Origin of the sequence: Comamonas testosteroni, assembly GCF_000761245.1 — a bacterium.
GTDB lineage: Bacteria > Pseudomonadota > Gammaproteobacteria > Burkholderiales > Burkholderiaceae_C > Comamonas > Comamonas testosteroni_C.
Window position 1 is genome coordinate 1 of record NZ_AWOR01000068.1, and the last position, 18,745, is coordinate 18,745.

At 61.3% G+C, this 18,745-nt stretch carries 16 protein-coding genes and 1 pseudogene; 6 read left to right on the top strand and 11 right to left on the bottom strand.

Annotated elements, in window-relative coordinates:
- Nucleotides 1-260, top strand: a pseudogene (locus P353_RS18975) (hypothetical protein); the annotation flags it as partial.
- A gap of 104 nt (nt 261-364) precedes the next feature.
- On the opposite strand, the gene P353_RS18980 reads toward P353_RS18975, so the two are convergent.
- The 7 genes from P353_RS18980 to P353_RS19010 all read right to left on the bottom strand — a co-directional run bounded on the left by P353_RS18980 (nt 365) and on the right by P353_RS19010 (nt 7,005).
- Nucleotides 365-1,264 (bottom strand): carbohydrate kinase family protein, encoded by a 900-nt coding sequence (locus P353_RS18980; RefSeq protein WP_034373047.1) that lies wholly within the window; start codon nt 1,262-1,264, stop codon nt 365-367.
- Between the two features lie 110 nt (nt 1,265-1,374).
- Complete coding sequence (locus tag P353_RS18985) at nt 1,375-2,676, bottom strand: DUF3426 domain-containing protein (RefSeq protein ID WP_034374084.1); 1,302 nt, start codon at nt 2,674-2,676, stop codon at nt 1,375-1,377.
- Between the two features lie 61 nt (nt 2,677-2,737).
- Nucleotides 2,738-3,628, bottom strand: coding sequence for a 50S ribosomal protein L11 methyltransferase (gene prmA, locus P353_RS18990; RefSeq protein ID WP_034374086.1), 891 nt, complete (start codon nt 3,626-3,628; stop codon nt 2,738-2,740).
- A gap of 144 nt (nt 3,629-3,772) precedes the next feature.
- The gene (accC, locus tag P353_RS18995; RefSeq protein WP_034373050.1) at nt 3,773-5,131 is read right to left on the bottom strand and encodes an acetyl-CoA carboxylase biotin carboxylase subunit; all 1,359 of its coding nucleotides are present in this window, start codon (nt 5,129-5,131) and stop codon (nt 3,773-3,775) included.
- A 124-nt stretch (nt 5,132-5,255) separates the two neighbouring features.
- A complete protein-coding gene (gene accB / locus P353_RS19000) occupies nt 5,256-5,711 on the bottom strand; it encodes an acetyl-CoA carboxylase biotin carboxyl carrier protein (RefSeq protein WP_034373053.1) in 456 nt (151 codons plus the stop codon).
- Nucleotides 5,712-5,858: 147 nt separating this feature from the next.
- Nucleotides 5,859-6,410, bottom strand: a complete 552-nt coding sequence (locus tag P353_RS19005; RefSeq protein WP_034373055.1) for a TlpA family protein disulfide reductase — start codon at nt 6,408-6,410, stop codon at nt 5,859-5,861.
- A complete protein-coding gene (locus tag P353_RS19010; RefSeq protein WP_196354083.1) occupies nt 6,403-7,005 on the bottom strand; it encodes a hypothetical protein in 603 nt (200 codons plus the stop codon). The genes P353_RS19005 and P353_RS19010 overlap by 8 nt, the downstream gene beginning before the upstream one ends.
- 273 nt (nt 7,006-7,278) lie before the next feature.
- On the opposite strand from P353_RS19010, the gene mpl reads away from it, so the two are divergent.
- On the top strand, nt 7,279-8,697 hold the full coding sequence (mpl, locus tag P353_RS19015; RefSeq protein WP_034373058.1) for a UDP-N-acetylmuramate:L-alanyl-gamma-D-glutamyl-meso-diaminopimelate ligase: 1,419 nt from the start codon (nt 7,279-7,281) through the stop codon (nt 8,695-8,697).
- 164 nt (nt 8,698-8,861) lie between these two features.
- Here the strand turns inward: mpl and P353_RS19020 are convergent, their stop codons facing one another.
- Entirely contained in the window at nt 8,862-9,179 is a 318-nt protein-coding gene (locus tag P353_RS19020; RefSeq protein WP_034373061.1) for a hypothetical protein, read from the bottom strand.
- Nucleotides 9,180-9,575: 396 nt separating this feature from the next.
- On the opposite strand from P353_RS19020, the gene P353_RS19025 reads away from it, so the two are divergent.
- Nucleotides 9,576-9,947, top strand: a complete 372-nt coding sequence (locus tag P353_RS19025; protein WP_034373064.1) for a YqcC family protein — start codon at nt 9,576-9,578, stop codon at nt 9,945-9,947.
- Nucleotides 9,948-10,044: 97 nt separating this feature from the next.
- On the opposite strand, the gene P353_RS19030 is transcribed toward P353_RS19025, so the two are convergent.
- The 3 genes from P353_RS19030 to rodA all read right to left on the bottom strand — a co-directional run bounded on the left by P353_RS19030 (nt 10,045) and on the right by rodA (nt 14,819).
- Entirely contained in the window at nt 10,045-11,205 is a 1,161-nt protein-coding gene (locus P353_RS19030) for a 3-deoxy-7-phosphoheptulonate synthase (RefSeq protein WP_034373068.1), read from the bottom strand.
- Nucleotides 11,206-11,792: 587 nt separating this feature from the next.
- Nucleotides 11,793-13,253 (bottom strand): metalloprotease TldD, encoded by a 1,461-nt coding sequence (gene tldD, locus P353_RS19035; RefSeq protein WP_003051333.1) that lies wholly within the window; start codon nt 13,251-13,253, stop codon nt 11,793-11,795.
- Nucleotides 13,254-13,637: 384 nt separating this feature from the next.
- Nucleotides 13,638-14,819 carry a rod shape-determining protein RodA gene (gene rodA, locus P353_RS19040; protein ID WP_034373071.1) on the bottom strand — a complete coding sequence of 394 codons (1,182 nt, stop codon included), beginning with the start codon at nt 14,817-14,819 and terminating at the stop codon, nt 13,638-13,640.
- A 178-nt stretch (nt 14,820-14,997) separates the two neighbouring features.
- On the opposite strand from rodA, the gene P353_RS19045 reads away from it, so the two are divergent.
- The 3 genes from P353_RS19045 (at nt 14,998) to P353_RS19055 (ending at nt 18,711) form a co-directional block, all read left to right on the top strand.
- The gene (locus P353_RS19045; RefSeq protein ID WP_034373074.1) at nt 14,998-15,582 is read left to right on the top strand and encodes a YqiA/YcfP family alpha/beta fold hydrolase; all 585 of its coding nucleotides are present in this window, start codon (nt 14,998-15,000) and stop codon (nt 15,580-15,582) included.
- A gap of 169 nt (nt 15,583-15,751) precedes the next feature.
- Nucleotides 15,752-17,821, top strand: a complete 2,070-nt coding sequence (locus tag P353_RS19050) for a ribonuclease catalytic domain-containing protein (RefSeq protein ID WP_034373077.1) — start codon at nt 15,752-15,754, stop codon at nt 17,819-17,821.
- Nucleotides 17,822-17,850: 29 nt separating this feature from the next.
- On the top strand, nt 17,851-18,711 hold the full coding sequence (locus tag P353_RS19055; protein ID WP_034373080.1) for an energy transducer TonB: 861 nt from the start codon (nt 17,851-17,853) through the stop codon (nt 18,709-18,711).
- Nucleotides 18,712-18,745 lie beyond the last annotated feature (34 nt).

The following is an 18,745-nucleotide window of genomic DNA, read 5'->3' on the forward strand; positions in this document are numbered from 1 at the left end:
CCAAGAAGGCTGCAACTGCTGCCAAGGCCGCCGCCCCCAAGAAGGCTGCAACTGCTGCCAAGGCCGCCGCCCCCAAGAAGGCTGCAACTGCTGCCAAGGCCGCTGCTCCTGCAAAGGCTGCACCCAAGAAGGCTGCCCCCAAGAAAGCTGCCGCACCTGCACCTGCACCCGCCGCCGTAACCGAAACCACCGCACCCGTGGCGCAGACCCGCCTGGCACCTCAAGCCGCCTGGCCCTTCCCCACAGGTAACAAGCCCTGATCGGTTCGCTGACCTGCACGCCATAAAAAAGCCCGGCCTCTCTTGCGAGAGCCGGGCTTTTTTACATGCGCCGCGATCAGCACCCTCAGGGCACTGACATCGCATCAGGGCTGGAAGTCCAGCTGATAGTTCTGCGGGCCGCGTTGCGCAATCTTCAGCGCCCCCAAGCGGTTGCCCAGTTCGGCGCAGCGCAGCAGATCCCAGCCACGCTCCAGACCAAACAGGAAAGCACCGCGCCAGGCGTCGCCACAACCCGTGGGGTCGACCACGGCGGCGGGCTTCACCGGCGCCACCAGGGTCTTCTCACCCTGCTGCCAGACTTCGCAGCCCTCGGCACCCAGGGTCACGACCAGACCGCGCACCTTGCGCGAGATCTCGTCAAAGCTCAGGCCCGTGCGCTCGCTGAGCATCTTGCCTTCATAGTCGTTCACTGCCACCCAGTCGGCCTGCTCGATAAAGGCCTTGAGCTCGTCACCATTGAACATGGGCAGGCCCTGACCCGGATCGAACACGAAAGGAATGCCTGCAGCCTTGAACTGGGCGGCGTGGTCGATCATGGCCTGGCGGCCATCGGGAGCAATGATGCCGACCTTGACCTCGGCGGCCATATCGGCCGTGATGCGGTTCTCGTGCGCCTGCATCATGGCTCCGGGATGGAAGGCCGTGATCTGGTTGTTGTCATGATCGGTCATGATCATGCACTGCGCCGTATGCGTGCTCTGCAGCTGGCCCACATGGCGGGTTTCGATACCCAGGTCCCTGAAGCGCTGCACATAGTCCGCGCCGTCGCTGCCCACCATGGCCATGGGATGCGCATCGCCACCGAGCAGCCTCAGGCTATAGGCAATATTGCCGGCGCAACCACCAAAATCGCGGCGCAGCGTGGGCACCAGAAACGACACATTGAGGATGTGCAGCTGGTCGGGAAGAATCTGGTCGGCAAAACGACCTTCAAAGGTCATGATGTTGTCGAATGCCAGCGACCCGCAGATCAAAGCGGCCATGATGCGTTCTCTTTCAGAAATGGATGAAGGGGGGCTTGCACCAACCAGGATGTACAACGGGCATTTCTATTGACGAGACACCTGCCTGATCCGAATTTGCGCAAGCCGTATTAGGGATAAAAAACCAGGGCCCGATAACCCGCCACGGCAGCGCCAAGATCCTGCACTTGCACAGGCACGTTGACGCTCCACTCCTGGCGGGCTTGCAGCTGCTGCGGGGCCCCCAGAGGCTTCAGGTCGATCACTCGGCGCAGCAAAGGCCTGTCCTGTGCATCGGTCAAGGTCAGCTCGGCCATGGGCATGGCCACCGGCACATCGGAGCGATTCTCCAGGGTCAGGCTCCACTGGTACTGATGGGCATCGGCAAGCTGCTTGAAGCCCGAGCCGCTGATCACCACATCGGCAATCGCGCGGCGGGCCTGCAGCTCGCAGCCTGCCAGACTGCAGGCCTTGGTCAGCACCGGAGCCAGCGCCGGGTACTGCGCAGCCAGCACATCGCGCTGCTGCCAGGCATGCTGTCCGACGACACCGGCAACAGCCGCCAGTGAACCCAGCACCAGCGCCACACGCATGCCTGCCGAGTGCCAGAAGGCCTGGCGTCGGGCCTGGCGCACAAAGCCCGGCTCATCGCCAGCAAGGGCCGCAGCCTCATCCTGATCCGTATCCGTGACAGCTTGCGCCCGGTCCCTGGCAGGTTGTATATCGCCGATATCGGCGTGCAGCAGCGCCTCTTTCGAGGCGGCCTCGACCCGGGCCTCATCCTCGAGGTCCTGCGCCGCCTCGGGCGTCAGGGCCTCGCTAGGCGGCGGCGAAGCCAGCAGCTCTGACTCCAGCGCCGGCTCGGCGGGCGCGGGAACATCACTAGATTCCAGCCCGCCTTCGGACTCCCTCGCATCCGGATGAGTATCTTGCCGGACCGCCGCTGCATCCTCTTCAGCCAGAGGACGCGCCTGATCGACAAACGACGGCTGTGCATCCGCCATCCCGGGCATGGACCCGGACAGCTCGGGTTCGGAAACCGCATCGGCAGTCTGTGCTGCCGGTGCGGCTTCTGCGGCCTGAGCAACAGCCGGCGCAGCGTCCACGGAATCCGAACCCGAATCCAGCAAGGCCTCAGCCTTCTGCGCATCGAAGGCGGAAGCGGGCAGCGCAGAATCTGCGGCATCCTGCTGCGGCCAAGCCGGCGCCCGCTGACCAGCCTGCGCCGGCTGCATTTCCTGCTCGGGCGGCTTCTGCGACACATCAGCAGCTTCCGGCTGCAGCAGCTCGTCGGGCACGGACTGCAAATCCTGCGAAGCATCAAAGACGCTTTGGCACATCCCGCAGCGCACCCAGCCCTGCGAGATACGCAGCTGGTCGGCAACCACTTTGAAGCGGGTTCCACAGGAAGGGCAACGGGTGACTTGGCTCATCAAGATGTCATTGTAGGCAGCAACCACCCACACACCTGCTGGCGGCGGGTCTGTCTCGCAATCAGGCCGCGCGCCGGGCGGTCATGAGAATCCAGCCGTCCTCGCTATCGGCCACCTCAAGCCTGAGGTAAGGCGCATAAGCCTCTTTCAGCTCATCGGCCTGGCGCTCCAGAATGCCGGCCAGCACCAGATTGCCACCGGCCTGCACACGGCCGCACAGCAGCGGAGCCAGCACCTTGAGCGGCGTGGCCAGGATATTGGCCAGCACGGTCTGGTACTCGCCGTCAGCCGCATCGGGCAGACCGGCCTTGATCTCCACATGGTTGGCGCTGCTGTTGTAGTTGGTCGACTCCACGGCGGCGGGATCGATGTCCACCGCATCCACATCGGTCGCGCCGAACTTGGCTGCACCAATGGCCAGGATGCCCGAGCCGCAGCCGTAGTCCAGCGTGCGTCCCAGAGTCGCCTGGGGCTGGCGCGCTATCCAGCGCAGGCACATGCGGGTGGTGGGATGGGTGCCGGTACCGAAAGCCAGACCGGGGTCCAGGCGAATGCTGACCTTGGCCTGCTCGGGCAATTCATGCCAAGTGGGCACGATCCAGAACTCGGGCGTGATGTCCACAGGCTCGAACTGCGACTGCGTCAGACGCACCCAGTCTTGCTCGGGCACGGGCTTGACGGCCAGAATCTTGCAGCCTTCGAAGAAGTCCTGCAGCTGCAGCAACTCGCGCGCCTCGGTGGCCGCAGCCTCGCTGGGGTAGAGAGCGATCACGCGGCTACGGTTCCAGCCTTCCTTGGGTGCGGGCATGCCAGGCTCGCCGAACAGCGCCTGCTCGGCTTCGGTCTGCGCATCGGCATCTTCGACGGACACGCTCAATGCATCAAGGGCATCCAGCGCATCGCTAATGGTTTCGACCCGGTCTTCGGGGCACAGCAGGCTCAGCTCAAACATGGCCATCCTTTCTAGCAACCGCGTCACTCGTGTCAGGCCGGAGCCGACAGAGACAGCGCAAGTTGTACTTTCCTGAAAAACGAAAATGCTGGCCTCCGTTGCCAGAGGCCAGCATGGGAACTCAGAGCTGCAAGGCTCCTGATCTCATCGCTTGCTGGGCGTGCGATGCGTCAGCCACTCTTCCAGATAGTGGATGTTGGTGCCGCCTTCCATGAACTTGGAGTCGACCATCAGATCCTGGTGCAGCGGAATATTGGTTTTGATGCCTTCCACCACGGTCTCCAGCAAGGCCGTGCGCATGCGGGCCATGGCCTGCTCGCGGGTATCGCCATAGGTAATGATCTTGCCGATCATGGAGTCGTAGTTGGGCGGCACGAAGTAATTGTTGTACACATGGGTGTCAACACGTACGCCAGGGCCGCCGGGAGCATGCCACATGGAGATGCGGCCTGGCGAAGGGATGAACTTGTACGGATCTTCGGCGTTCACACGGCACTCGATGGCGTGCCCCTTGAACTCGATCTGGCGCTGGGTGAAAGGCAGCTTCTCGCCGGCAGCGATCATGATCTGGGTGCGCACGATGTCGATGCCCGTGATCAGCTCGGTGATGGGGTGCTCCACCTGCACGCGGGTGTTCATCTCGATGAAGTAGAACTCGCCGTTCTCGTACAGGAACTCGAAGGTACCCGCACCGCGATAGCCGATCTTCTTGCAGGCCGCAGCACAGCGCTCGCCGATCTTCTCGATCAGACGACGGGGAATGCCGGGAGCCGGTGCTTCTTCGATCACCTTCTGGTGGCGACGCTGCATGGAGCAGTCGCGCTCGCCCAGATACACGGCACTCTTGTGCGTATCGGCCAGCACCTGGATCTCCACGTGACGTGGGTTCTGCAGGTACTTTTCCATGTAGACGGCAGGATTGCCGAAAGCAGCGCCGGCTTCGGCCTTGGTCATCTGCACGGCATTGATCAGCGCAGCTTCGGTGTGCACCACACGCATGCCGCGACCGCCGCCACCGCCCGAGGCCTTGATGATCACGGGGTAGCCAATGGTCTTTGCAATGCGCTTGATGAGTGCGGGATCATCGGGCAGTTCGCCGTCCGAGCCGGGCACGCAAGGCACACCGGCCTTGATCATGGCTTGCTTGGCCGAAACCTTGTCACCCATGGTGCGGATGTTCTCGGGAGTCGGGCCGATAAAGGTGAAGCCGCTCTTCTCCACTCGCTCGGCAAAGTCGGCGTTCTCTGACAGGAAGCCGTAACCGGGGTGGATGGCTTCTGCATCGGTCACCTCGGCAGCCGAGATGATGGCCGGCATGTTGAGGTAGGACAGCGGAGAAGGAGCCGGGCCGATACACACGGCCTCATCGGCCAGCTTGACGTACTTGGCATCACGATCGGCTTCGGAATACACCATCACCGCCTTGATACCCAGCTCACGGCAAGCGCGCTGGATGCGCAGGGCGATCTCGCCCCGATTGGCAACCAAAATTTTCTTAAACATGAAGTTCCTCGCAGCTTGGTGCCTGTGCCGCAGCACAGACCACTGCCAATGACTCAGTCGCGCAGCCAGTGGCTAGCGCACCTCGGCGCTGCAATGCGAACTGCATGCAACGCCTCATGATCTATCACTCGATCACGAACAGAGGCTGGCCGTATTCCACAGCCTGGCCGTTTTCACCCAGAACGCGAACAATGGTGCCGGTCTTGTCGGCTTCGATCTCGTTGAGGATCTTCATGGCTTCGACGATGCAGATGGTTTCGCCTTCCTTGACCTGGCTGCCCACATCCACAAAGGGCTTGGCGCCAGGGCTGGAGGCACGGTAGAAGGTACCGACCATGGGCGACTTGACCACATGGCCTTCTGCAACAGCCGGGGCGGCCACCGGTGTGGCGGCTGCGGGAGCGGCAGCCACGGGGGCGGCCATCATCGGTGCAGCTTGCACGGGGGCTGCGACGTATTGGTGGACCACACCTTCGCTCTTGACGATACGGACCTTGCCCTCTGCTTCGGTGATCTCCAGTTCCGACACATTCGATTCGGACACCAGATCAATAAGGGTCTTGAGTTTTCGCAAATCCATGGGAGCTCCAGCGACGTAATTCTAAACAGGGCGCGAATTTACCTCAAATTCGGCCTTCTGCGTGCATTGGCAGATATTTTTCACTAACGTCGCCATGGAATTTAGTTACCTACACTTTTCTGACGACAAGAGCAATGTTCGTTCGCTCTATTTGCTCCAATCTGTCAGATCTTCGCGGGAAAGCTCGCCTATTTTACGTTGTCGCACTTGTCCCTTGGCATCAAAAAGAACCGTGAATGGCAGGCCACCCTGCAAGTTGCCCAGGCTACGGCTCAGCCCCAATCCCCCTTGCATGGCGATGGCTACCGGAAATTGCACGGGTTGGCGCTGCAAAAAACGCAGCACCGCTTCGGATTTGTCGACCGCCAGCCCCACGACCTGAATGCCTTTTGCACCTTGCTGCGCCGCAAATTCGCTGAGCATGGGCAGCTCCTTGACACAGGGCGGGCACCAGGTGGCCCAGAAGTTCACCAGCAGAGGACGGCCCTGTAAACCAGCCATGGCAAAAGGCTTGCCATCGGGCGTTTCAAAGGTCTGGCTCCACAGCTGCACCTCGGCGCCAGGGCCCATGGCCTGCGGCTGGCTGCGCCACCAGGCCACGCCGGCTCCAGCCCCGGCCGCCACTGCGGCCACCGCGCCGGTCAGCCACAGACGGCGCGCGCCATTGGTCGACTTGTTCTCAGGGGTGTTTTCACTCATCGCGGCTCTCCTGCAGCAGCTTGCGCAAGGCCTTGGCATCGCCACGCGGGCTTTGGCCACGGCTGTCGGGCTTCATGGCGCCGCGCATATCGTCATGGTCGTAGACCAGCAGGTGCACGCCCACGGTTTCGTTGATCGGCTTGCACAGCGCGTGAACCGAAAGCGCCTCGACCGGCTTGCCCTGAAAGCCGGTGACCGTGCTCGGCTCGTACTGCACATGATTGTTGATGAGCGCTATTTCGGCCGATTTGGGATCATCGCAGAACAGCTGCAGATAGATGTCCGACAGCCTCGTGGCCGTGCCGCGCCAGACGGCCCCGGCCAGATGCGGGCGGAACTCCTGCAGCCTGTCCATCCAGACCAGGGCCAGCTCGCGCAGCGCCTGAAGCTCCTGCGGCTGGGTGTCACCGCAGAACAACTCTATATATTCGCGCACTGCTTCTTCAAGTTGGTCGTTATCAGGCAGCGCCGTGCGGCCGGGCAGACCGAGCTGACGCACGGCCCGTTGCTTGGCCGGGCCCCATTCGAGGCCTTCCTCCACCACCAGGCGGGCCGCTGTCTGAGCGATTTCAGCAGTCACGTTATCCAAACTCATAGCGCCATTTCATCACGCCTGCCGCAGCAGGCGCAGCAGGTCATGCACGCATTGTGACCGAGATGAATGACCGCACTTTGACCTGACCCGTGCAGGCCAATGTTTTGGTAGCTGCTAGCGCCCCTCCTATATGGAACTGAAAGTAAAAACACATTTAGATCTATATAGATCATGCGCAATAAGCTATCAATTTGATAAGAAAGGTTACCGCCAGCGCCCAGGCGCTCCGTGACTCGAATTAAGGTCACACAGGCAAACGTAGAATCCCCGGCCATGCACATACATATTCTGGGCATTTGCGGCACCTTCATGGGGGGCCTGGCCGCCTTGGCACGAGAAGCCGGTCACAAGGTGACGGGCTGCGATTCCGGCGTTTACCCGCCAATGAGCGATCAGCTGCGCCAGCTGGGCATCGAGCTGATCGAGGGCTATGGCGCCGACCAGATTGCGCTCAAGCCCGATATGTATGTGATCGGCAACGTCGTCAGCCGCAAACGCCTGCCCGACGGATCGCCCAAATTCCCGCTGATGGAAGCGATTCTGGACACCGGCGCCGCCTATACCAGCGGCCCGCAATGGCTGGCCGAGCATGTGCTGCGCGGTCGCCATGTGCTGGCCGTGGCCGGCACCCACGGCAAGACCACCACCACATCCATGCTGACCTGGGTGCTGGAGTGCGCGGGTCTGCAGCCCGGTTTCCTGGTCGGCGGCGTGCCGCTGGACTTTGGCGTCTCCGCCCGCCTCGGTGCGGCCCAGCGCCCCGTCGCGGGCCCTGGCCCCGTCGGTGAAGAACCCGTATTTGTGATCGAGGCCGATGAGTACGACACGGCCTTCTTCGACAAGCGCAGCAAGTTTGTGCACTACCGCCCCCGCACGGCCGTGCTCAACAACCTGGAATTCGATCATGCCGACATCTTTGACGATCTGGCTGCCATCGAGCGCCAGTTCCACCACCTGATACGCACCGTGCCGTCGAGCGGCCGTGTGGTGAGCAACGGCCTGGAAGAGAGCCTGACCCGCGTGCTGACCCAGGGCTGCTGGAGCGAAGTGCGCAGCTTCGGCTCGGCCGTCAGCGATTTCAGCGCCGATGGCGATCCCAGCGACTTTGCCGTGCTGCAGCGCGGCAAAAAGGTGGCGCAACTGCGCTGGAGCCTGACCGGCGTGCACAACCAGCTCAATGCACTGGCCGCCATCGCTGCCGCCGACCATCTGGGCGTTAGTGCCGAGGTGGCTTGCGAAGCCCTGTCGCGCTTTCAGAACGTCAAGCGTCGCATGGAGCTGCGCGGCACGGTCAACGGCATCGAGGTCTATGACGACTTCGCCCACCACCCCACAGCCATCCGCACCACCCTGGACGGCCTGCGCCGCAAGCTGGGTGCGCAGGCCCGCATCCTGGCCGTGTTCGAGCCGCGCAGCAACACCATGAAGCTGGGCACCATGAAGAGCCAGCTGCCCTGGTCGCTGGAAAGCGCCGATCTGGTCTTCTGCCACACCGCGGGTCTGGACTGGGATGCCGCCGAAGCACTGGAATCCATGGGCGTGGGAGCGGGCCAGCGCGCTCAGGTCGCCGGAGATATCGAGACCCTGATAGCGCAAATCACCGCCGTCGTCCGACCCGGTGACCATATCGTCTGCATGAGCAACGGCGGCTTTGGCGGGATCCACGCCAAGCTGCTGCAAGCGCTGAAATAAGTCCCGAACAAAAGCAAATGCCCGCCAAATGCGGGCATTTTCATCAGCGATCTTAAAACTGGCTTGCCTCGACACAGGGACAGCAAGCAAGAGCGGTCTCGCAGCGAAGCTGTCGCCCCCTCCGCGAAGCAGAGAGGGGGAAGCCGCAAAGCGGCTCAGGGATGTCAATAACTAATCGACATTGCCGGCACATCCACCCGGATCAAGGGCTTGGACAGCACAGCATGCGCTGCCTGGGCATAGCTGTTGCGCCAGTCTTCGTTGTCAAACAGCTCGGGGCGATTGCGCGCCTCACGCGCCACCACCACCAGCTTGTCAGCCAGCAGCACCTTGCCGGTGGCCCGCAAAGGCTCGCATTCGAGCGAGACGAACTGCTGATCCAGCCAGCGCCGACCTTCGTCCGAACTGATAGGGGACAGCGACTGGATATCGACCCGGTATTCACGGTCGACATCCAAAACCACGATTACTTCACTACGCATAAATCTCCTCTGACCTGGTGACTCTTGCACCATTCGTTGTCGTGGTCACAGCTTAATAGTGACCGCGGTGCTGAAGACGCTGCAAGCTGACGGCTCGCAAACAACTGCGGCAACCAATGCATGACCTGAAAGACTTGCATCAAGCATCACAGTGGTTACAGGAACATGATATGCAAAGCAATGAAAAAATCTTTAAATTTCATAGCATCGCCAGCATACTTGGCACGAATATAAGGGCAAAACCGTCTTTTTCAAGTGTCACGACGGACTCGTAACCCGCCAGTTATCTCCATCCAGGCTCCTGCCTTGAAAATGTGATGAGAGGACCTACATACTGGATAGATTTTTGACGAATACCAGTTTGCAGGCCTTGCAAGGCCTTCAGGAACCATCACCATGACCGCTGAAAACATCCACAAAGAAATACGCGAGCATCTGCAACAACTGGAGGCCGAACTGCAGGTCCAGAAGCTCTGGTCCGCCGTAGCCCCAGACCCCAAGGCACTGGAGTCCACAACGCCTTTCATGTACGACACTCTCAAGCTGCACGAGTGGCTGCAATGGGTGTTCATCCCGCGCCTGCGCGCCGTGATCGATGCCAAGGGCAGCCTCCCCCACCAAAGCCATGTATATCCGCTGGCCGACCACGAGTGGCAGCAGCGCACCGACTTCGACAAGCAGCAGTTGCTGCGCCTGCTCAACCGCATCGATGCCACACTCAATGGCTGCGAGATGACACCGACATCAACGCCGGACACCAAACACTGATCGAGCAGGCAAGCAGCAGCCGCATTCCCATATAAAAAACAAACAGGCCACAGGAAATACTCCCTGTGGCCTGTTTCGTTCACGCCAGCATTATCGATCAGGCGAGCACTTCGGCTTCCTGCTTGCTGGCGAGCACAGAAGCGCGGCGCTGGCTCACGGCCTGCGACAGCTCTTGCAGTGTTGCCAGAGAATCATCCCAGCCCAGGCAGGCATCGGTAATGCTCTGGCCATAGGTCAGATCGCAGACCTCGTCCTTGCCGGGTGTGAACTTCTGCGCACCACCGACCAGATGGCCTTCGATCATCACGCCGAACACGCTGCTGGAGCCTCCGGCGATCTGAGCCGCGATATCACGGGCCACATCCTTCTGGCGCTCATGCTGCTTGTTGCTGTTGGCGTGGCTGCAGTCCACCATCAGTGAAGACGTGAGGCCCGCTGCCTCCAGATCCCGGCAGGCGGCCGCCACATGCGCGGCATCGTAGTTGGGCGTCTTGCCACCGCGCAGAATCACGTGACAGTCCTGATTGCCTGCCGTATGCACGATGGCGACCTGGCCGTTCTTGTGTACCGACAGGAAATGGTGGCCGCGGCTGGCCGACTGAATCGCGTCGGTAGCAATGCGGATATTGCCGTCCGTGCCGTTCTTGAAGCCAATCGGTGCCGAAATGCCCGAAGCCAGTTCACGATGTACCTGGCTTTCCGTGGTGCGGGCACCGATGGCGCCCCAGCTGATCAGATCACCAATGTACTGGGGCGAGATCACGTCCAGGAACTCGCTGGCCGCAGGCACCCCCAGGCGGTTGATGTCGATCAGGAGCTGGCGCGCAATTCGAAGGCCTTCGTCGATGCGATAGCTCTGATCCAGGTAGGGATCATTGATCAGTCCCTTCCAGCCCACGGTGGTACGGGGTTTTTCGAAATAGACACGCATCACCACTTCCAGCGTGTCCTTGTACTGCTCGCGCACGACGGCCAGGCGGCGGGCGTAGTCCAGGGCAGCGGCTGGATCGTGAATCGAGCAAGGGCCGACGATGACCAGCAGACGATCATCCTGCGCACGCATGATGTTGTGGATGCTGCGGCGGGTGTCGCTGATCAGCGTCTCCACGGCAGTGCCGCGAATGGGGAAGAAGCGAATGAGGTGCTCTGGAGGGGGTAACACTGTGATTTCCTTGATACGTGCGTCGTCGGTCTGGCCTGTCTTGGGAGAGCCGGCGCGATACCAGGAGTCGGTGGCGGAAGTGTTCAGAGCAGTCATGGCAATCTTTCGTGAGGTGTTTGATCGTTGAAAACCGGGGGTGCTGAAACGTAGGGGTGAAAAAAAACCGCCGGGCTTTGCAGCTTCGGCGGTTCTTTGGGAGGTGTTTGCAGGGTGCGCGCGTTTACCTCTCAGCCGCCGGGGGCGAGAACCAAAAGTAAAAGAAATAAGCGCGTTGCGTTTGCATGTCTTTCAATGTAGCACAGCTCTTTTGCATTGCAACATCAGCAGATCGCGCAGCTGTTCTGTCAAAAACAAGTCTCCCCTCTGAAATGGCGCATTTTTCAAAATTTATCCATACGCAACATTTTTGCGTTTTTTATTATTTTTCAGAATTTTATTGATATAAATTTCTATTTACCCAGCGTTAGTGCAATTTTTCAGCGAATCAGCAATATTCAGTATCAGCCCACGAAACGCCATGAAAAACCCTGCTGCCAGGCAATACAAAGCGTTCTGCCACAAGCTTTGTTGCCTCACACGGTCTGTGGCGAACGGTTTGCGCACGCTGAAATGAAAAAACCCCGCTCTGCCATGCAAAGCGGGGTTTGGTGCTCGCGACGGGCAGAGCCGCCATGAAACCTCTATCAGGCCGTGCCGCCAACGGTCAGGCCGTCAATGCGCAGCGTAGGCTGTCCCACGCCCACAGGCACGCTCTGACCTTCCTTGCCGCAGGTGCCCACACCCGAGTCCAGGCGCATGTCGTTGCCTATCATGCTGATGTGCTTGAGCGACTCCGGGCCGCTACCGATGATGGTCGCTCCCTTGACGGGGTACTGGATCTTGCCGTTTTCCACCCAGTAGGCTTCGCTGGCAGAGAACACGAACTTGCCGCTGGTGATGTCCACCTGACCGCCGCCGAAGTTGGTGGCGTACAGACCCTTCTTGATGGAGCCAATGATCTCCTGCGGATCCTTGTCGCCACCCAGCATATAGGTGTTGGTCATGCGCGGCATGGGAATGTGGGCGTAGCTTTCGCGACGGCCATTGCCCGTGGGCTTGACGCCCATCAAGCGCGCATTCATCGAGTCCTGGATATAGCCCTTGAGAATGCCGTCCTCGATCAGCACATTGCTCTGGCTGACATGGCCTTCGTCGTCCACGTTCAAGGAGCCGCGGCGATCGGCAATCGTGCCGTCATCCAGCACGGTCACGCCCTTTGCGGCCACGCGCTGGCCGATGCGGCCGCTGAAGGCGCTGGAGCCCTTGCGGTTGAAGTCGCCTTCCAGTCCATGACCCACGGCCTCGTGGAACAGCACGCCGGGCCAGCCCGAGCCCAGCACCACCGTCATCACGCCTGCTGGTGCGGGACGCGATTCAAGGTTGACCAGGGCCGCATGCACGGCCTCGTCCACATACTGGCTGATTTGCTCGTCGCTGAAATAGGCCAGACCGAAGCGACCACCGCCACCGGAGGAGCCCACCTCGCGGCGGCCCTTCTGCTCGGCGATCACCGTCACCGACAGGCGTACCAGCGGGCGCACGTCAGCCGCCAGCGTGCCGTCTGCACGGGCCACCAGCACCACATCGTATTCACTGGCAAGGCCTGCCATGACCTGCACCACGCGCGGGTCCTTGGCGCGGGCCAGCTTTTCCACCTTGCCCAGCAGCTCGACCTTGGCCGTGCTGTCCAGCGTGCTGATGGGGTCCAGTTCAGGGTACAGAGAGCGGCTTTGTGCAATCTTCTGCGCACCCGCCTTGACGCGGCGCGTCTGGGTGGCGCTGGAGATGGAGCGCACGGTACGTGCGGCATCCAGCAGCGAGGCTTCGGAAATGTCGTCGGAATAGGCAAAAGCCGTCTTCTCGCCGCTGACCGCCCGAACGCCTACTCCCTGATCGATGGAGAAGGAGCCGGTCTTGACGATGCCTTCTTCCAGACTCCAGCCTTCCGCGCGGGTGTACTGAAAGTAGAGATCGGCGTCATCCACCTGGTGCGAGCGAATTTCGGCAAGCGCACGCGCAAGATGGGTTTCGTCCAGGCCGAAGGGCTCAAGCAGCAACTGACGGGCCGTGGCCAAGCGTTCGATGGTGGGTTCGCGGGAAATCATGAGAGCATTGTAGAGATAGCTGCAAGCCCTGACTTGTCTCGGGCTGCGCATAAAAAAGAGCGGAATGCTGCCCCACCAGGCTGAACAACATTCCGCTCCATTCACTTAGCTTCGCACTTGCCGGGTTCCGCCCTGCCCGCTTTGCATGACAGAACCCCACCTGGGTCCTTGCCGCTCCCGCTTGATCGGTCTTCTGACCCCCCAGAACCGTTTGTAAACGCTGTTTACAGTCGAAGCAAGACCTTGGACGGAACTACTGACATTTTTCAACGATCTAAGCCCGCCGCCCCGGCACGCAATTTCACATAAAACCATTACCCGAAGCTTGCAAAGCATGGGGTAGAAGCTCTCCTTTTAAGAGCATCCAATCCCAATCACGGGTCTTCACGCATGGGGAATATGCCCATCACCGCCAGGGAGTTGCCGCTGCGCCCGCGACACCGACATCAACACGCCCAGCGCCAGACCCAGCGTGACCATGGCTGTGCCGCCATAGCTGATGAAAGGCAGAGGCACCCCCACCACCGGCAGGATGCCGCTGACCATGCCCATGTTCACGAACGCATAGGTGAAGAAGATCATGGCCACGGCCGCTGCCATCAGTCGGCCGAACAACGAGTTGGCATTCATGGAAATGGCCAGCCCCCGCCAGACCAGCAGCAGAAAGCCGACGATGATGAAGAGATTGCCAATGAGACCGAATTCCTCGGAATAGGCGGCAAAGATGAAGTCGGTGGTGCGCTCTGGAATGAATTCCAGGTGGGTCTGCGTGCCTGCCATAAAACCCTTGCCCCAGACACCGCCCGAGCCGATGGCGATCATGCCCTGAATGATGTGAAAACCCTTGCCCAGCGGGTCGCGCGTGGGGTCCAGCAAGGTGCAAACGCGTGTACGCTGATAGTCATGCAAAAAATACCAGCTCACGCCATCGGCGCAGAGCTGGGGTTCAAACCAGACGATGAGGAAAATGCCGACCAGGGCCAGCAGCACGGGCGGCACGATGAGTTTCCAGGGCAGGCCGGCAAAAAAGATCACAGACAGGCCGGCAGCCATCACCAGCAGCGAGGTACCCAGATCGGGCTGCTTCATGATCAGGCCCACGGGCACCATCAGCAGCACAAAGGCGATGACAAAGTCCGATGCGCGCAGATTGCCCTCGCGGCGCTGGAACCACCAGGCCAGCATCAGCGGCGTGGCGATCTTCAAAAGCTCGGAGGGCTGAATCACCACTCCCACGTTCACCCAGCGCGTGGCCCCCTTCTTGGTGATGCCGAATAGCGCCACCGCCACCAGCAGCGCCACGCCCAGGGTGTAGAGCGGCACGGCCACCTTCATCAGTTGCTGGGGAGATATCTGGGCCAGCACGAACAGCAGACCCGCCGCAATCAGCATATTGCGGCCGTGGTCCACAAAGCGCGTGCCGTGATCGAAGCCCGCCGAGTACATGGCCAGCAGCCCCGCACCCGCCAACATGGCGATAAAGAGAAGCAGCAGGAAATCAAAGCCGCGAAACAGCGGAACAATGCGTTGCAGCAGCGAGGGCTTATCGAATTCGATGGCGGACATGGGCCGCAATTATCGTGGGAGCCGACTGCCGTGCAGCTTGCAGGGTTGAGCTTTGCTGACGACTCAAGTCGGCCCACGCTCATTGCCCCCGCCATAGGCCTTCTCCCCTGATAGTCTTGGGGCAGACAGTCCACAATGACCGAGACAGAAGTGTTTTTTACCAGAGGAGATTGCCGCTATGACGACCACCCACCTGCTGTATCTGCATGGCTTTCGCTCCTCCCCTCAGTCCAACAAGGCACGCATCATGGCGGACTACGTTGGTGCCAGGCATTCCAAGGTACGCTGGTGGTGCCCTCAGCTGCCGCCCTCGCCGCGCGAAGCGGCGGCCGTGATCGCCGAGGGCATCGCCAACTGGCCACGCCAGAACATGGCTGTCATGGGCTCCTCGCTGGGCGGCTATTACGCCAGCTGGGTGGCCCAGCTGGCGCGCTGCAAGAGCGTGATGATCAACCCCGCCGTCAACCCGGCCCGCGACCTGGAAAAATACATTGGCGAGCAGTCCAGCTGGCATGACCCCGAGGAAAAGTTCCTCTTTCGCCCCGAATACATAGAGGAATTACGCCAACTCGACACCCGCACCATGACGCCCGCAGCGCCCGAGATGGTGTTGATGGCCCAGGGCGACGAGGTGCTGGACTGGAACGAGATGAGCGAGCGCTACCCTCACGCCCTGCAATTGGTGCAAGAAGGCGGCGACCACGCCCTGAGCAACTTTGCCGAGTATCTGGACCGGATCGACGAGTTTTTGGCCTTGGCCTGATCCCCTCGGCGACTTCATGCGCTGCCCCAGGTAACGGCGGGTTTGCTGCAACGTGCCCCCTGTTCCCTGCCCTGACTGCGCGGGGCCGCGTCTGATATTGACCGATCTCAAGCATGAACTGAATCACTTCTGAGCGCCGAATGTTCGGCTCGTGGGAAAATGCGCGGTTATGCACGCACTGTTTGAAGAAGCCGGCAAATTTCTGGCCGGGCGCATCCTCTCCGAAGCCGAATCCTCTGCCCAAGTCGAGCTGGACTCGGGCAAGCGGGTCAAGGTCAAGGCCGCCAATATCCTGCTCAAGTTCGAGAAGCCGGCTCCTGCCGAGTTGATCGCCCAGGGCCAGGCCCAGGCCGCCGAGATCGATCTGGATCTAGCCTGGGAATTTGCGCCCGAGGAAGAGTTCGGCTTTGCCGACCTGGCGCGTGACTATTTTTCCGAATCCGCGACGCTGGCCCAGCAGGCCGGTGCGCTGTTCTGCCTGTACGACGCACCGCACTATTTCCGTCGTGCGGGCAAGGGCCGCTTCAAGAAGGCCCCTGCAGAAATCCTGCAGCAAGCCCTTGCCGCCATCGAGAAGAAAAAACAGATTCAGGCACAGATCGACGCCTGGGCCGAAGAGTTGGGCCGCGGCGAGTGCCCGCAGGCGATCCGCGAACAGCTCTACAAGATTCTGTTCAAGCCTGACAAGAACGCCCCCGAATACAAGGCCGTGGTCGATGCCAGCCGCGCCACCAAGCTGGCCCCGCTGGAGCTGCTGCACCGCGCAGGCGCTATCGACTCGTCCTACCAGTTCCACTGGAAGCGCTTCCTGTTCGACAACTTCCCCAAGGGCACAGGCTTCCCCTCCGTGCAGGCTCCCCAGCCACCGGCCGACCTGCCCGTGGCCGATGTAAAGGCTTTTTCCATCGACGACTCGGCCACCACCGAAATCGACGATGCGCTGTCCGTCACCGGCCTGGGTACAGGCACCGTCACCGTGGGCATCCACATTGCAGCTCCCGGTCTGGCCATCACGCCCGGCGGCGAGCTGGACAAGCTGGGCCGCGCCCGCCTGTCCACCGTCTACATGCCCGGCTACAAGATCACCATGCTGCCCGACGACGTGGTGCATATCTATACGCTGGACGAGGGCCGCTCCAACCCCGCCGTTTCGCTGTATGTGCAGATCAACGAGGAGACGCTGGAAACCATCTCCAGCGAAACCCGTCTCGAGCGCGTGCCCGTGGAAGTCAACTTCCGCTACGACAAGCTCGATCACATCGTCACCGAGCAATGGCTGAGCGACTCCTCAATCGAGGTTGAAAATACGCCTGATTCATTGCTGGGAAAGCGCAAGGAGCTCACCTTCTTGCAGCGCTGGTCCAAGTTCCTCAAGGCCAACCGCGAAGTGGTGCGCGGCAAGCCCGAGAACTTCAACCGCCCGGACTACAACTTCCGTCTCGTCGGCAACGACGGCGCCGAGCCCAACGGCAGCGAGCAGGTGCAGATCACCGTGCGCAAGCGCGGCGCGCCGCTGGACCTGATCGTGGCCGAGGCCGCCATCGTGGCCAACAGCACCTGGGGACTGATGCTGGCCGAGCACGGTGTGCCCGGCATCTACCGCAGCCAGGCCAGCCTGGCACCCGGCGTCAAGGTGCGCATGAGCACCAAGGCCCTGCCGCACGCCGGCATCGGCGTGAAGGCCTACTCCTGGGCCACCTCCCCGCTGCGCCGCTATGTGGATCTGGTCAATCAGTGGCAGATCATTGCCTGCGCCCGCCACGGCAAGACGGCCGCACTGGCAGCGCCCTTCAAGCCCAAGGATGCCGAGCTGTTCGGCATCATCAGCAGCTTTGACGGCGCCTACAGCGCCTACAACGGCTATCAAGCCGGCATGGAGCGTTTCTGGACGCTCAAGTATCTGGAGCAAAACGGCATCAGCGAGCTGACGGCCAGCGTCTTCAAGGAAGGCCCCAACGGATCCTTCCTGGTGCGCGCCGACAATCTGCCACTGGTGCTGCCCGTGCTGGGTGCGCAGAACCTGCCGCGCGGCGCCCATGTGCGCGTCAGGCTGGGCGAGATCGACGAGATCTCACTGGACGTCTCGGGCACGCTGATCGAGCGCCTGGATGCAGGAGCCGAAGCCGAGAGCGAAGGTGAGGATAGCGGCGAGGACGATGACGACACCGTGGCCGGCCCCATCTCCATTGCAGTGGACATGAACGACGCCGATCCCGCTGCAGACCAGCCAAAGTCCTGACCTCCACTCCTCATCGCCCTGACGCTGCCGTGAAACTGCCCACCTCTCTTCGACGACTGAGTACGCTGCAGCTGGCGCTGGGCGTGTCCATCGCCGTCCATGCCGTGTTGCTGACCATCCGTTTCGTGGACCCGGAACGCTTTGAGCGCGTTTTTCAGGACACGCCGCTGGAAGTGATTCTGGTCAACGCCCGCGCCAACGAGACGCCGGACAAGGCCCAGGCCATTGCCCAGACCTCGCTGGCCGGCGGCGGCGATGCCGACCAGGGCCGCTCCACCAGTCCCATGCCCTACTCGGCCCTGACGACGGTGGGCGATGATTTCGAGGAAAAACAGCGTCAGCTTGATGCCATGCAGGAGCAGCAAAACCAGTTGCTGACCCAGCTGCGCCAGCAAGTGGCCGCGCTGCCCCCCATAGACCCGCGCCTGAGCGCCGACAACAAGGCACTGGAGGCCCAGGAAGAAAAGCGCCTGCAGCTCATCAAGCTGCTGGCCGAGATTGAAAAGCGCATCAACGCAGAAAACGCCCGCCCAAAGAAGCGCTATATCAGCCCCGCCACCAAGGAGGCCGTGTATGCGGTCTACTACGATGCGCTGCGCCGCAAGGTGGAGGACAAGGGCACGGAAAATTTCCCCGAGAACAAGGGCAAGAAGCTGTATGGCGAGTTGGTCATGATCCTGACTGTGAATCATGACGGCCGCGTGCTCTCTACCGAGATCGTGCAGGGCTCGGGCAACCGCATGCTCGATACCCGTGCCGAGGCCATCGCCCGGGCCGCAGGCCCCTACGGCCACTTCGGCCCGGCCATGCGTACCAGGGCCGATCAGATTGCCGTCGTCTCGCGCTTCAGGTTCACGCGCGAGCAGACACTGGAAACAGACATAAGGTGACCCCCTGTGCCGCCTTCGGCGTCTTCCCCCCCTC